Origin of the sequence: Nostoc sp. NOS(2021), assembly GCF_017115025.1 — a bacterium.
GTDB lineage: Bacteria > Cyanobacteriota > Cyanobacteriia > Cyanobacteriales > Nostocaceae > Nostoc.
On the sequence record NZ_JABXKM010000030.1, the window covers coordinates 19,741 to 34,549 of the forward strand.

Genomic DNA, 14,809 nt, shown 5'->3' on the forward strand with positions numbered 1-14,809 from the left:
CACCTTCGATATTATTTCTTCGCAGCAAAGTCTGGCTACTAGCACAAGCGCCGTAGCAAACTAAGTTTTTTGGGTTGATTAAAGATAGATGGGTTAGTCTACTAGCTTGATGCCTGTAGTTGCCGATTTACAACCAGAGATATAATTTAGTACTAAAACACAAGGCTGTCAATATAAAAGTAAACTTGTAATATTGAAAGTAAACTTGTAAATACAGTTGGCTAGCTATATAAGCAGTGAACATCGAAAGCAAACAAAAATTGATTGAAATCATTAAACTAGCTCGCGGTTCAATGAGTCAGCGAGCGTTTGGTAAGCTTTTGGGAGTATCTGCTACTGCTGTTCAGATGTGGGAAAAAGGTGTGAAGGTGCCAGATACAGAAAATTTGGCTCAAATCGCATCAAAAGCAGGCTACACAATGGAAGAGTTAATTAGCTGCATAGATGGCAAACCAATTGCAGAAACCTCAGATTTGAGCCTGATTCTTAGACAAATCCAGCACATGCCTTTGGCCCAAGTGGCTCAAATTGTCCAAGCTGCGGCAGATAGATTGGCAGCTGTGGCTGAAGCATCCGGGCATGAAGCAAAAGCAAGTTGAATATTAAAATAATTCGTAATTCGTAATTCGTAATTCGTAATTAAGTTTTTTAAGGGCGATTTAGCGCAAAATCAGATCAAACTAGCTCATGGTTTCTTGCTTAGGACTTACGGAAAACCACACGCTGTAGGGGCAATTCATGAATTGCCCCTACCAGAAAATCACTCTTTTCGGCTATTGTTTGCGTAAGTCCTGTTGCTGTCAAGATTCAACTCTATGGATATAGACAAACCTTTTTTGTATGACCAAGACTTCTATGGCTGGACACAGCAGCAGGCTAAAGCGTTAGAGCAGAGGCTAGTTATGGAACTAGACTGGCAACACCTGCAAGAGGAAATTCAAGCTTTGGGGAGACAGGAGTATCGGGAACTCGTGAGTCATCTGAGTGTATTACTCAGTCATCTCTTGAAGTGGGAGTATCAACCCGAACAACGCTCTCGCAGTTGGTTTTTAACAATTCGAGAACAGCGCCGCGCCATCCATAGGCATCTGCGACAGAACCCTAGCTTAAAGTCTCGAATAGAAGAAGCTTTGTTAGATGGCTTTGAAGCGGGAGTCGATTTGGCGCTACGAGAAACTAACTTACCATTACGAACTTTTCCAGAGCATTGCCCCTATTTATTTGATGATGCGATCGCAGACAATTTTCTGTGCGATACTCGTCAAGACTGGCAAGGATAATTACTACCATTTTTATGACGCTCATTTGTTATTTGGAGATACCTTAAGTAGAACGAGGTGAAAAAAATTATATACTTAAAAGTTTTACTGCAAGTTAGTTAGATATAGTTACATCTATGAAACAAGTAATAGAAAATGTAAAACAAACTATAGCGCAAAAAGAAATACTTTGGGCTTATCCAATTGCACTGAAATTACAAAAATATCACTATAGTTTGGCAATCCAATGGGCAGTAGAGTGCATACAAATATATTCATCCGAGATTGAATCGGACAAACTCTCCCAGCTTAATAAATATATTCAGCAAGCTTTGTCAGTGCCAATTTTTTTAACTCCTTTACAGTGTAATGAAATTAGTCGAGAAATATGGTATTTGCCTGAAAGGGAAGAAATTCAAACTGCAATAGCTCGACTATGGGGTTCTATCGCAGCTTTTAAAGATGGAGAAGATCGTGGTGGAGTAATGGAAACCACTATGGCAGTCGAATTAGTATTACCTGATATATCCGATCGTCGTCTATTAGATCGATACCTAGAAGCTGCTGTAATAATTTTTGAAGAATACGAATCACAAAACTAGGCGTGTGAGTAGTAGAATCGCATTGATTCACCTGGCGATCGCTAATTTTGGTTGAGTTCGAGGTTTTGGTAGAAATACACAACAACTACACAAACTAAGTCCGCGTGCGTGGACTCCAGGAAGTTGAAACCCACGTGGTTTTGCATGTATAGCTGCGATTTCTAATCGCCAGGGCTAGGGTATTTTTACAAAAGTGAGATCCTCCCAATATCAATACTGGCAGTTAAAGAATAAATGGTTTTAAAATGGTGAAATCTGAAAATATTTATGGGTGCAGCTATGTCGCTACGCAATGAGCCTTTAGATTGGCAACTTGAAACGAATAATCCTTACATACCAATTTACCATCAAGGTGATTTGGTGGGATTTTTTAAACCAGATTATGCCACTGAAGTTATTAAGTTTTTAAATGAGCAAGAAGTTTTAAAGAAAGCACTAAAAATGGCTTGTACTGATTTAATTAAAAAAATGGGCGGCGATACGAATAAAGTCAATTATTTAATGGGAAAATATATAATAACTAGTGAGCGTCCGAAGCATGGAACTAGAGCGATCGCTATTTTACTTGCTGATCGACAAAAAGAACTTGACTTGAGTAACCAGGAGTTTACTAAATTCTGCGATAGCTTTAAATTATCCCCTACTGAACTGAATAATATTTATGCTGGAGAAGCATTTGATGATAGTTTATTAGCGCCCATATCACGTATATTAGGAATGGCAAAAGAGCGATTGCTAGAAGTGCGGGATGGTTCTGAAGAATCAAGTAACATATAAGCAGCAAATCAAAATCTTCAAATGATCTAAAGTTGTGAAAACAGACATCATCTTTTATCGGCTGTTTCAAGAATTTCCTGATATCTTCTTTGAACTTATGAGCTTGTAATTTTGAATTTTGAATTTTGAATTTTGAATTCCCCGAAGGGGTTGACTGGGGTGCTGTGGTTTTATACCCAAACAGGAATATAGATACAGGCGATATCAAACATTACCGTGAGTTTTTCACAAGTGGGCGCGTCAGGCGCATTTATTTGGATGAATTAGGTGAGGCTGCATCGCTTCCAATTGGCATTGCAACTGCTAAATTAGTAATTGCAACCCACGACATAGCGATCGCTTAAGCTTGGGAGTTGATAGACAGAACCAAGTCAGAGATAAGCTCACCAATAAAACAGCAGCAATTATTACAATTTATAGAGACTATTTTGGCTTACAAGTTTCCCACAATGAGTAGGGAGGAGATGGAGGAAATGTTTGGCTTAAGCGAGTTAAAGCAAACCAGATTTTATCAGGAAGCCTTTCAGGAAGGCATTGAACAAGGCAAGGTTCAAGGGAAACTAAAAGCAGTATCAGCAATGTTAGCAGCAGGGTTGACTGTAGAACAAGTAGGGGAGGCGTTAGATTTGAGTGTCGAAGAAGTTAGACAAGTAACACAAAATCACCCTTGAGAGGGATGTGGTAAGTTCTATGGGTGAGTAGGCCAAATTTAGTTTGCGGCTCCCCACACTTGATCGCGAGGAATTTATAGTTAATTTTTGTTAATATTAGAAGCGGTGTTAGTACTTCGTCCTCAACCACCCACTCCCTACCTGAGAGAAACTTAATGCTGCGATTAGAACATATAAGTAAAATTTATCCCACAGGCGAAGTTCTCAAAGATATCAACTGGGAAGTTAAACCAGGCGATCGCATTGGCTTAGTCGGTGTCAACGGTGCTGGAAAATCTACCCAACTCAAAATCATCTCTGGGGAAATTGAACCCACCGCCGGCGAAATCATTCGTCCTAATAGCTTACACATAGCCTACCTCAACCAAGAGTTTGAAGTAGACCCCACCCGCACCGTTAGAGAAGAATTTTGGACTGTCTTCAAAGAAGCCAACGAAGTACAGTTATCTCTGGCGCATGTGCCACAAGAGATGGAAGCGGCTACCCCAGAGGAACTCGATCGGCTGATCGACAAGTTGGATCGCTTGCAGCGTAAATTTGAAGCCTTGGATGGCTACAACTTAGATGCACGCATCGGGAAAATCTTACCAGAAATGGGGTTTGGACTAGAAGATGGCGATCGCCTCGTCAGCGCCTTCAGTGGTGGTTGGCAAATGCGGATGAGTTTAGGTAAAATTCTCCTCCAAAAACCCGACTTGTTGCTGCTGGATGAACCGACTAACCACCTAGATTTAGAAACAATTGAGTGGTTGGAAAATTACCTCAGAGGGCTGGTTACGCCGATGGTAATAGTCTCCCATGACCGGGAATTCCTTGACCGCCTCTGCACCCAAATTGTGGAAACGGAACGTGGTGTTTCCGCAACCTACCTTGGTAACTACTCGGCATATTTGTTACAAAAAGCCGAAAGTCAATCAGCACAACTTAGCGCCTATGAACGCCAGCAGAAAGAATTAGAGAAACAGCAAACCTTTGTTGATAGATTTCGCGCCAGTGCTACCCGCAGTACCCAGGCAAAAAGCCGGGAAAAGCAACTCGATAAAATCGAGCGCATTGAAGCACCCGTTGGTGGTATGAGAACTCTACACTTCCGTTTTCCCCCTGCACCTCGCAGTGGACGCGAGGTAGTGGAAATTAAAGATTTAACTCATCTTTATGGTGATAAGATCCTGTTTTTGGCAGCAAATCTCCTCATTGAAAGGGGCGATCGCATTGCATTTCTTGGCCCCAACGGTGCTGGGAAATCTACCCTTCTGCGTGTGATTATGGGTATGGAACCACCTACAGAAGGTAGCGTTCAATTAGGCGATCATAACGTTATTCCCGGTTACTTTGAGCAAAATCAAGCTGAAGCTTTGGATTTGAAGAAAACTGTCATGGAAACTATCCATGATGAAGTTCCCGATTGGGATAATCAAGAAGTCCGCACTCTTTTGGGACGCTTCTTATTTACTGGTGATACTGTATTTAAGGCAGTTGGGGCATTAAGTGGAGGAGAAAAAGCTCGTCTGGCGTTGGCAAAAATGCTCTTACGTCCCGCGAACTTACTAATTTTAGATGAGCCGACAAACCACCTAGATATTCCAGCTAAAGAAATGCTGGAAGAAGCGCTCAAAAATTATGATGGTACGGCAATTGTAGTTTCCCACGATCGCTACTTTATTTCTGAAGTAGCCAACAAAATCGTCGAAATTCGTGATGGTGAATTCCGCGTTTACTTAGGAGATTATCATTACTATCTCCAGAAAATTGCCGAAGAAAAAGAACAAGCCAAGCTAGCTGCAATAGAAGCCGAAAAAGCTGCTAAGAAAGCTGCAAAAGCTTCTACGAAAAGGAAATAATGCGCTGAATACGTCCTTAGTAGTAGTGCTAAAACACTACTACTAAGTAATCACTCCTTATTAGCGATCAAAAACATCACAGAAAAATTGCTAAAATTTAAAAAATATTTCCAAAAACTGCAACACCCTCAGAAAAGAAGTTAATAAGCAAAAATTCACTTGCGGCGTGGATTAGCAGTGGTATCATTCGGGTATTACAAACAGTAAAGGGCAATTTTACTATGACCAAAGCACCTGTTGCTCCTGTGGTGCTAGTCATTTTAGACGGATGGGGCTACTGCGAACAGACGCGAGGAAACGCTATTACTGCTGCTAAAACTCCCATCGTGGACAGTTTATGGGCAGTTTACCCGCATACCCTCATCCACACATCAGGAAAAGCCGTAGGGTTGCCAGAGGGTCAAATGGGCAACTCGGAAGTTGGTCATTTGAACATTGGTGCTGGGCGAGTTGTACCGCAAGAACTTGTACGCATCTCTGATGCAGTCGAAGACGGTTCTATTGCCTCAAACCCAGCACTTGTCAAAATTTGCCAGGAAGTTCGTTCTCGGAATAGCAAGCTGCATCTAGTCGGGCTTTGTTCTGAGGGAGGGGTACATTCGCATATCACCCATCTATTCGGACTACTTGACTTAGCCAAAAACCAGCGAATTCCAGAAGTTTGTATTCACGCCATCACCGATGGTCGTGACACCGCACCAACGGAGGGTGTAAAAGCAATCACACTGCTGCAAGATTATATAGACCGCAGAGGAATTGGGCGCATAGTCACCCTCAGCGGTCGCTACTACGCGATGGATCGCGATCACCGCTGGGATCGGGTCAAACGCGCCTATGACGTGATGACTCAAGATGGTGTGGGTGGCGATCGCAAAGCTGTAGAAATCTTACAAGCATCTTATGCCGAAGGGGTAAAAGATGAATTTGTCAACCCAATTAGAATTGCTCCCGGTGCAATAGAACCAGGGGATGGGGTGATATTTTTCAACTTCCGCCCCGATCGCGCCAGACAACTGACTCAAGCTTTGGTCAGTCCCAAGTTTAACGGTTTTGAAAGACAGCAAATCACACCGCTGTCTTTTGTGACGTTTACGCAGTATGATTCAGACTTACCCGTGGCTGTAGCTTTTGAGCCTCAGAATCTCAGTAACATTCTGGGAGAAGTGATAGCCAATCATGGTCTGAATCAGTTCCGCACCGCCGAAACAGAAAAATACGCCCACGTCACCTATTTCTTTAATGGGGGTCTGGAGGAACCTTTTGCTGGAGAAGATCGGGAACTGGTAAGCAGCCCGATGGTAGCAACTTACGATCACGCCCCAGCGATGTCAGCAGCAGCAGTTACAGATGTAGCGATCGCTGCGATTCAAAAGGGTACGTATTCCCTAGTTGTGATTAACTATGCCAACCCAGACATGGTAGGGCATACTGGTCAAATCGACGCTACCATTACAGCAGTTGAAATAGTTGATCGCTGTTTGGGACGCTTGTTAGAGAGCGTGATCAAAGCCGGCGGTACAACAATTATTACTGCCGATCACGGCAACGCTGAGTATATGCTAGATGATGGGGGTAATCCCTGGACAGCTCATACCACTAACCCAGTCCCCTTCATCTTGGTGGAAGGCGAGAAAGTCAAAATCCCTGGATATGGTACAAATGTCGAACTGCGAAGCGATGGCAAGCTATCCGACATCGCCCCCACAATTCTAGAGATTTTACAGCTGCCTCAGCCACCAGAAATGACCGGGCGATCGCTCTTGAAAACAGCAGAATATGACCTGCAACGTACTCGCACCCCCGTGCAAATAGGGCTGTAAAAGAGTTAGGAGTTAAGAGTTAAGAATGATGAATTAAGTCTTTTCTAACTCCTGACTCCTGACTCTGCTGATTTTGAATTTTGGATGAAAGAAAAAATCTAAAATCTAAAATCCAAAATTGAATGACTCCTCTTTTTTGAAACTTTTTATAAATGAGATTCCTACCATGATAGCTACTAATATTGTGCAAGGCATTTGGGCATTTTCCGCCACTGGTTTGATTATCTTAGTTTTACTGCATAGCCCCAAAGGTGATGGCATTGGAGCCATTGGCGGCCAAGCCCAGCTATTTAGCAGCGCCAAAAGTGCAGAAAACACCTTAAACCGAATTACTTGGGCATTGACAGTAATTTTTCTCGGTTTAACAGTAGTTTTAAGTGCTGGTTGGCTGCCTAAATAAGGATAGGTAAATGGGGAAAAGAACCGAACACCCGATACTTAACACCCTAATAAATTTAATTTCACCACGGTTAATTACAGCTCTTGCCTTATTTATTGGCACAGGGCTGTTAATCGTTTTTACTAATCTCCAGTCGAGTTATGGGTTTACAATAATCCCAAAACATGCATATTCAAATTTAATAATTTCTCTCCCCACCTCATCTCCCCCAAAACCCCATCCCTTACCGCCCACACTCGCAGAATGGCAAGATAGTACTAACAGTGGTGACTACTTTTCCCAAGTCAGAACAACCCAAGTTGGTTATTTAGTCTGGTCACAATTTCCGGTTCGAGTTTACGTAGAACCACCAAAAGCAGTCAGCGAAAACCAAGCTCAAGCATGGGTTAACGCTGTCTTGCAGGGTGTACAGGAGTGGAGTACTTATTTACCTTTAACAATAGTCGAACAGCCAGAAATTGCTGATATTACGATTGTACGAAAAGCGCCACCTTTACAAATTTCCCCTGGTAGTAATATATCCCGTGCGCGATCGGCACAAACTACTTACGAGTTATACACCAGCAACAAAGTTTTATCGCACCGCTTCACCATCTTGTTAAGTCCCAGTCAAACAGGTGAGTATATCCAAGCCGCAGCCCGCCACGAATTCGGACACGCTTTAGGAATTTGGGGTCATAGTCCGCTACAAACTGATGCTTTATACTTTTCCCAAGTTCGTAACCCGTCGCCTATTTCTGCAAGAGATGTGAATACTCTAAAGCGGGTTTATGAACAGCCAACCAGTTTAGGATGGTCTTTAGTGGATAATTCAAAGATTAATTGATCGATAGGTAAACTACAAGCTGGTCACTACGGTAAAAATGCTACTAATAGCGAAATAATGACAAATGCGTACCAACTTGTACTTGATACAATTGTACTGCTTAGTGGTTTACGATCTAACCGTGGTGCATCTTACAAACTGTTAACAATTCTTAATGATAGGCGTTGGCAGTTAAATGTCTCTACCACCTTAGTCTTCGAGTATGAAGAAATTCTCAAACGAGAGAAAGAGCAGCTTAGGTTGAGTGATGAAGATATTGACAAAGTTATTGAAGCTATTTGTAGAATCGCTAATAGATGTAGTATTTTCTATTTATGGCGGCCAATAGCACGCGACCCTGATGATGATTTTCTCATCGATTTAGCTGTTGAATGTCAAGCCGACTTTATCATCACTTACAATCAAAAAGATTTACAAGACGCACAAAAATTTGGACTGAGGGTAGTTTCACCCAAATAATTCTTGCAAATAGTAGGAGAAATCCCATGACTAACTTAAATGTACAGCTACCCGAATATTTATATAAACAAATTGAAGCTTTAGCAGCAAGAGAAAATATTTCCATTGAACAACTTACAACTATTGCCTTATCTGCACAAGTTTCCGCATGGATGACCAAAGACTATTTGGAAGAAAAAGCCAAAAGCGGTAGTTCGGAAAAATTCCAGCAAGTTTTGAATAAAGTGCCTAACGTAGAACCAGAAGAATATGATAAATTGTAGCGACTTAATTTTATGGTATTGGTGAGTTAAAATATGAATATGTCTCGCGCAAAGAATCAAAATTTAAGATTAAGGCAACCAATTTTTATCCAAAATTTGCTCTAAGGTATAAGGACATAATTCAGGTAAATTGGTTAGCTTGGTTTTAGCCTTAACATAATCTAAGGCATTGCTATAAATTATGCTAAAATTATCCTCTAAATGATTGCGTAAATTGGCACTTAAATCTTCATTTAGTTGATTCCGAAAACTAATGATTTCTGCTGCCCAATGATTATCATTTCTTGGCTTTTCTAAATCCCAATATTGGTAAAGTAATAAATGTCTAATAATCTGTTCCAACAAACTTCTTACTCGCCTTTTCTCGTTTGTCGCCAAATCTTCCAGTTCTTCTATTAAGTTTTCATAGTCAACTTCTGCTAATTGCCTAGCTCTGAGACATTTAATAGTCTCCTCTAACCATTGCAGGTAATTGGATTTATATAATGTTTTTAGGTCAATAATTGCAGTCATCTGTTGATTTTGTAGCTTTAATTTACTGTTATTTCTTATTTCATGTTAACTAATTTATTAATTTTTGCCGATAATTGCCCAGAAAAAAAGAATAGACCTATGTTCGGCAGCACTTTCCATCTTCTAGCTGCTCTAAGTCAGGGATATTTTTCAACTTTATCTGACTTGCATCATACTTCATTTCGTTAACTCTAGATGGTCTTGTAAAACTGGTAAGAGAATTCTTAGTCAGGTATCTTTATTTATAATATAAGTCACAAATCATTGCATGACTAGAATACTAGCCAATGCTGCCTAACATTGTTGCGCGATCACATTGATTGCCATCTGATAATTTACAGTGCGATCGCACTTCTTCCTTTTCTCTACGCTCTGCGACTTAGTGGTAGAGGTCGCTGTGCTAAAACTTCTTTATAAAGTTCTTCCAGCAGAGTAATATTTTTACTAAGGGTATAGCGTTCTAATACACGCTGTCTGGCTTTTTGCCCCAGTAAGGTTGTTAACTCTGGATGGTCTTGGAACACTGGCAAGAGGGTTCTTAATTGCGATCGCGCTGTTTTGGTATTAATAACTACACCTGCGCCCTTTTCTAATACTTCTCCATCTGCACCCACATCTGTTGCTAAACAAGCCAACCCACACGCCATTCCTTCTAACAGAGATAGGGACAAACCCTCTACCAATGAAGGTAAAACAAATACATCTGCGCCCCGCAAAATTTCGATGCGTCGGTCTTCATCAGCGACAAATCCCAACCAGCTAATGCCGTATTCTGAACCAAAAAACGGCTCTAAAGAAGACTTCAAAGGGCCGTCGCCAACAATCAATAACTTAGTACCAGGTTCCATTGCCGACTGCTTCCAAGCCCGGAGGAGGGCTTCAACATTTTTCTCTGGTGCTATGCGACCCTGATAAACAAATAAGCGTTCAGCTTTAAATTCTGTTTTAATTTTAGAAAGTCCTGGAGAATACTTGACGGTATCAACACCGTTGGGAATTACGGCAATATTTTCTTTCCTCACACCCATCCCTGCCAATAATTCTCGCTGAATTTGGGAAAATACAATCACGCGATCGTAATTAACTAAAAAAGGTGCATATAGCTGATATGCCAAAAGTTGTGTTCCCGATATCAGCTTTGCCCCCTTGCCAGCAAACGGTGTGTGAAAAGTGGCAATTAGGGGCAACCTCAGTTCCTCACAGATTTCCGGTAGAAAAAAGTCTAGAGGAGATAGCGTCAAGGAAGCATGGACTATATCTGGCTTGATTTTCCGCAGCGAATCGGTTAAAACTTTGGTCGCTTTAAAAGTAGGAATTGTGTAAACCTGGGACTTGTAAATGAAAGGCAGGGAAACCTCTCGAAGATTTGGCCAGTTGTCAGGTTCAGACTCTTCTTGGGCGAAGTGAAGAAAGCTAACTTGATGTCCCCTATCTAGCAAGGCATTTGTAATTTCTCGACTGTAGGTGACATTGCCGCAAAAGGGCGATTTTTTTCCAATCCAGGCTATACGCATTCTTTATTTAGCTATAAGAAAAGCGGGTTTGATATATTACTTGTGTATTTTTTGTGATTTTTATTTTATCTAGCTATACTTGCTGGTTTTTTAGTTATTACAGATTCCCACCACGATCTAGTTTAAAAAGCCTATTTAAAGCTGATTAAACCTGTGGATTTATGGATTTATTTATTCTACTTATAAGCTGTTAATTTATGATATTTAAACAACTTATTCTGACTAATGTCAGATTGATATCCCGCAAGTATGTGATAAATTTTCACTGACGACAGTTTACCATGAACACAAAAGCTTTAAGGAAATTAGTAATTACTTCCAGGTAATGAATAATAACTAACTACTTATGTGAGTTATACCAGGTTAATATACCTCCTGAAAAGACGATCGCTGCTAATCCCAAAAAAACTACCTGTAATCCCAGAAAGGTTTCTGCTACACCTGCTAATGCCAAAGGTAAGGAGAGGGCAATATTAATTACATTGTTTTGCAAGCCAAAAACTTTACCACGCATTTCTGGAGGTGTTTCTGTTTGAATCGCTGTTTGCATGGGAATTCCCACTAACGCCCCAAAGATACCTAATAGCGCTACCAGTAACAAGACTAGCCATAGTTGGGTTGTAAATACTGATAGACCAATCAGAGATGCTGCCATGCCCATAGAACCATACAGACTTAGTTGGGTATAGGAGAAGCGTTGACCAAATTGACCGAGAATTGTTGCTCCCGCAGCGATGCCAACACCGCCGGCTGCTAGTAAAAAGCCGAATTGGGAGGCTTTCATGTTGGGAATTATTTCTGCCATGCGAACGGCTAGAACAGTTAATGCTGCAAAGACAGAAAACAAGATAATCAGCTGAAGCAAAGCATTACGGATGCGATGATTTGCTTTGAGGTACGCAAAACCATCCCGTAAGTCAGAGAATACGTGAGGGAATTCTGTATCGGGGTCGTGGTGTTTTTCCTTAGTTGCCAGGAGGAATAAAATTAGTCCAGCGATCGCATAACTACCACCTACTAAAAGTTCTTTGCCCAAACTACCATTACCACCAATTTGCAGCCAAAGTCCATCGGCGATCGCTAACAACGGTTCCCCGACGGCAAATCCAACAATCACTGATGCCATCATCGTTGTCGTGTAAAGCGAATTTGCCGAGAGCAAATGCTGTTCTTCTACGATCAAAGGAATTGCCGCCTGTTCTGCCGGGGCAAAAAACTGCGTCAAAGTCGAAACTAAAAAAGTTACGCCCAGGATGATTATAAAACCTACTGGCAGCACTCCTATGGGTTTCCAATCATGAGTCAACCACAGCAGGAAGGGAATTGATAAAACCAGGATGCCGCGCCAAAGATTAGTTGCCACCAGCACAGCTTTTTTCGACCAGCGATCGACAAACACGCCAGCAACGGAACCAAACAATACGGCTGGAATAGTAAAAGCCATCATCAAGACTGACACCCAACCACTAATACTCTGATTACTAGCTTGAAACTGAGTATTAATCAAAGCAATCATCAGCACCAAATAAACTTTATCTGCTAGTTGCGAGAAAACTTGACCGCCCCAAAGAGCCAGGAAATTAGGGTTTTTTAATACAGGCAAAAACCCTTGCTGTTTTACATTTCCTGCAACAACTTCTCCACCTGAACCAGACCCATCTAATTTGAGTGGTTCTTTTTCTGGGATAGTGGCTCCTGGCAAATTCTGCCCGTTGTGAGTGCCGTTGCTATCTACATCAGCAGTGGTTAATTTGTCCTCAAATTCTGTTTTTGATTGACTTGGAACATCAGTTTTTGGAATCTCCTCTGTCCAACTTTGATCGTTTTTAGAAACGTCTTTTGGGGAGATTTCTTGGCCATTTATTTGATTAGGTGTACACTTGGAAACGCCACTCAAGTGATTCCTGGCTGTAGGATCTGATATCCTATTCGGTTTTTTGACGAGGCTTGGTGACAAAGGTAGGATTTTCTTATCCAAATCAGACGGTTGCATCATGGTTGGCAGCAAAATAAGAGTCGATCAAGGTAGCAGAGCGAATAGGGCGACCTAATTGATACTGAGCATACTGGCGCAAAATCTGCTCAACAGATAACCAGTCATGATCTCTAGCACCATCAATTTGCATTATCTCTGGTTGTGACAGATGTTGAAGCAAAGCTAGTTCCATAGCACCCAAACGACTAGAAATCACAGGTATGTCTTGCTGATGCACAACAACTGTTTGGGCATTGGGTATTGGGTATTGGTCTCTCCTCATCTCCCTCATCTCCCTCTCCCCCTCTCTTCGTAAACGTTCCCTAGCTTCTAAAGAAACGGTTCCACCCGCAGGGATACTAAATCCTACCTGCCAGTTGGGGTCTGAAAAGTCTGGCTTGAGGGGGCGCCCAGATAGGCAACAGATTTGCACTTGTGGCGTCAGTCCTGCTAAGGCTAAAAGGTGAAATACACCATGAGCCAGATGAGCCAAAACACCAGATGGATTTGCACTAGACACCGCCTCTAAGCGATGGAGATGTTCATTGAACAAATCATAAAGTTCTTCTTGGGGTTGTTCGCTCAAAGCTTGACACAGGACTATTTCTGCTAAATACTGACTGGCAGCCAATTTTCCCAAATCTTTAGCTAAACCAGGATAAGTTTTTAACGTCTGTGCTTGAGTAATTTTATCAAGCGATCGCCCTTTCGCAATCAATAGTTCATTCACAACGAACATCCCACTCCTCCCGCCCAGACTGGAGTTGTGCTTACGTGCCCCTGGAGCCACTGCTCGAATTAGACCGAATTCTCGTGTCAAAATCGTCACTATTTTATCCGATTCTCCCAACGCCTGGGTTTTAAGATTAATTCCGGTTGCTTTGTAGGTTCTACTCATTAGTCATTGGTCATTAGTCATTGGTTATTGGTCATTGGTCATTAGGTTAGGACAAATGACATAGACGCGCCCGCAGTTTCCCGCAGGGTAGGAGGAGAAACAAATGACTATTCACCCTTTCCCAGGTTATCGCGCTGGCGGAGCAAATCCATACCGCGAGATGTGCCTAATCTAGTAGCACCCGCTACGATTAAGTCTAAGGCTTGATTGATAGTGTGGATACCACCTGAAGCTTTAATTCCCACCCTTTCTTTTACCAATTCCTGCAAAAGTCGCACATCTGCCACTGTTGCACCACCATTCCAACCTGTACTAGTTTTTAAGAATGCTGCTCCCGCCTCCATAGCTATTTCAGCAGCTATTTTTTTCTCCGCATCTGTCAACAGGTTGGTTTCCAAAATTACCTTGACTGTTTGCCCAGTCTCTTCACAAATTTCGGCAATCTCCCGGTGGACTTCTTCAGTTTTACCAGCTTTTAACCAGCCCAAATTCATCACCACATCCAACTCAGTGGCCCCACTATCCGCCGCCTCTTGAGCTTCATACAGTTTCACTGCTGAAGTCGTTGCACCAGAAGGAAAGCCAATCACCGTACAGACTTTGGGGTTTTTACCGTGGAGGAGTTCTACTGCTTGCTTGACATGAGCCGGGAACAGACAAACCGCTGCAAAGTTGAATCTATATGCTTCTTCACACCATTGCTCAACCTGCTCTGGAGTAGCCGTTGACGTTAATAGGGAGTGATCGATAAATGGCGCAATATCAATGTTTGGATAGTCTGCTGCCATCGTGTCTTCTGCCAGTGATTGATTATTAAACTTTATAAAAAATTAAAACATTTCTTATATATATATTAAACCACATTTATTACGAGTTTATCCTGAAAACAAGCTGCTAACCTCTCTGGGATGTCGGCTTTATAGATGTCGCGGAATTACTGTAAGTATTTAAGTTGACATTATGCAGCAGTAAGTCCACACAATTTTAGATT

The 14,809-nt window shown here is 41.8% G+C and carries 15 protein-coding genes and 1 pseudogene; 11 read left to right on the top strand and 5 right to left on the bottom strand.

Annotated features, from left to right (window positions below):
* Positions 1–236: 236 nt before the first annotated feature.
* From HWQ41_RS02745 to HWQ41_RS02795, 11 genes and pseudogenes are all read left to right on the top strand, one after another.
* On the top strand, positions 237–599 hold the full coding sequence (locus HWQ41_RS02745) for a helix-turn-helix transcriptional regulator (RefSeq protein ID WP_292759710.1): 363 nt from the start codon (positions 237–239) through the stop codon (positions 597–599).
* Between the two features lie 216 nt (positions 600–815).
* The gene (locus HWQ41_RS02750; RefSeq protein ID WP_292759712.1) at positions 816–1,280 is read left to right on the top strand and encodes a DUF29 domain-containing protein; all 465 of its coding nucleotides are present in this window, start codon (positions 816–818) and stop codon (positions 1,278–1,280) included.
* 116 nt (positions 1,281–1,396) lie between these two features.
* A complete protein-coding gene (locus tag HWQ41_RS02755; protein ID WP_292759714.1) occupies positions 1,397–1,861 on the top strand; it encodes a hypothetical protein in 465 nt (154 codons plus the stop codon).
* A 267-nt stretch (positions 1,862–2,128) separates the two neighbouring features.
* Positions 2,129–2,638, top strand: a complete 510-nt coding sequence (locus HWQ41_RS02760; RefSeq protein ID WP_366931625.1) for a hypothetical protein — start codon at positions 2,129–2,131, stop codon at positions 2,636–2,638.
* Between the two features lie 34 nt (positions 2,639–2,672).
* Positions 2,673–3,309, top strand: a pseudogene (locus tag HWQ41_RS02765) (Rpn family recombination-promoting nuclease/putative transposase).
* A 155-nt stretch (positions 3,310–3,464) separates the two neighbouring features.
* Positions 3,465–5,150, top strand: a complete 1,686-nt coding sequence (locus tag HWQ41_RS02770) for an ABC-F family ATP-binding cassette domain-containing protein (protein WP_292759716.1) — start codon at positions 3,465–3,467, stop codon at positions 5,148–5,150.
* Positions 5,151–5,371: 221 nt separating this feature from the next.
* On the top strand, positions 5,372–6,970 hold the full coding sequence (gpmI, locus tag HWQ41_RS02775; RefSeq protein ID WP_292759718.1) for a 2,3-bisphosphoglycerate-independent phosphoglycerate mutase: 1,599 nt from the start codon (positions 5,372–5,374) through the stop codon (positions 6,968–6,970).
* Between the two features lie 166 nt (positions 6,971–7,136).
* The gene (secG, locus tag HWQ41_RS02780) at positions 7,137–7,370 is read left to right on the top strand and encodes a preprotein translocase subunit SecG (protein ID WP_292759720.1); all 234 of its coding nucleotides are present in this window, start codon (positions 7,137–7,139) and stop codon (positions 7,368–7,370) included.
* 10 nt (positions 7,371–7,380) lie between these two features.
* Positions 7,381–8,196, top strand: coding sequence for a peptidase (locus tag HWQ41_RS02785; protein ID WP_292759722.1), 816 nt, complete (start codon positions 7,381–7,383; stop codon positions 8,194–8,196).
* Positions 8,197–8,253: 57 nt separating this feature from the next.
* On the top strand, positions 8,254–8,655 hold the full coding sequence (locus tag HWQ41_RS02790) for a putative toxin-antitoxin system toxin component, PIN family (protein ID WP_292759724.1): 402 nt from the start codon (positions 8,254–8,256) through the stop codon (positions 8,653–8,655).
* Positions 8,656–8,681: 26 nt separating this feature from the next.
* Positions 8,682–8,918 (top strand): hypothetical protein, encoded by a 237-nt coding sequence (locus HWQ41_RS02795; protein WP_292759726.1) that lies wholly within the window; start codon positions 8,682–8,684, stop codon positions 8,916–8,918.
* A 69-nt stretch (positions 8,919–8,987) separates the two neighbouring features.
* On the opposite strand, the gene HWQ41_RS02800 is transcribed toward HWQ41_RS02795, so the two are convergent.
* From HWQ41_RS02800 to deoC, 5 genes are all read right to left on the bottom strand, one after another.
* Entirely contained in the window at positions 8,988–9,431 is a 444-nt protein-coding gene (locus HWQ41_RS02800; RefSeq protein ID WP_292759728.1) for a DUF29 domain-containing protein, read from the bottom strand.
* A 365-nt stretch (positions 9,432–9,796) separates the two neighbouring features.
* Positions 9,797–10,945, bottom strand: coding sequence for a glycosyltransferase family 4 protein (locus HWQ41_RS02805; protein WP_292759730.1), 1,149 nt, complete (start codon positions 10,943–10,945; stop codon positions 9,797–9,799).
* A gap of 340 nt (positions 10,946–11,285) precedes the next feature.
* Complete coding sequence (locus HWQ41_RS02810; protein WP_292759799.1) at positions 11,286–12,938, bottom strand: MFS transporter; 1,653 nt, start codon at positions 12,936–12,938, stop codon at positions 11,286–11,288.
* Positions 12,925–13,818, bottom strand: coding sequence for a DNA repair protein RecO (gene recO / locus HWQ41_RS02815; RefSeq protein WP_292759732.1), 894 nt, complete (start codon positions 13,816–13,818; stop codon positions 12,925–12,927). Before recO ends, HWQ41_RS02810 begins: the two co-directional genes overlap by 14 nt.
* 107 nt (positions 13,819–13,925) lie before the next feature.
* On the bottom strand, positions 13,926–14,606 hold the full coding sequence (deoC, locus tag HWQ41_RS02820; RefSeq protein WP_292759734.1) for a deoxyribose-phosphate aldolase: 681 nt from the start codon (positions 14,604–14,606) through the stop codon (positions 13,926–13,928).
* Positions 14,607–14,809: the final 203 nt, after the last annotated feature.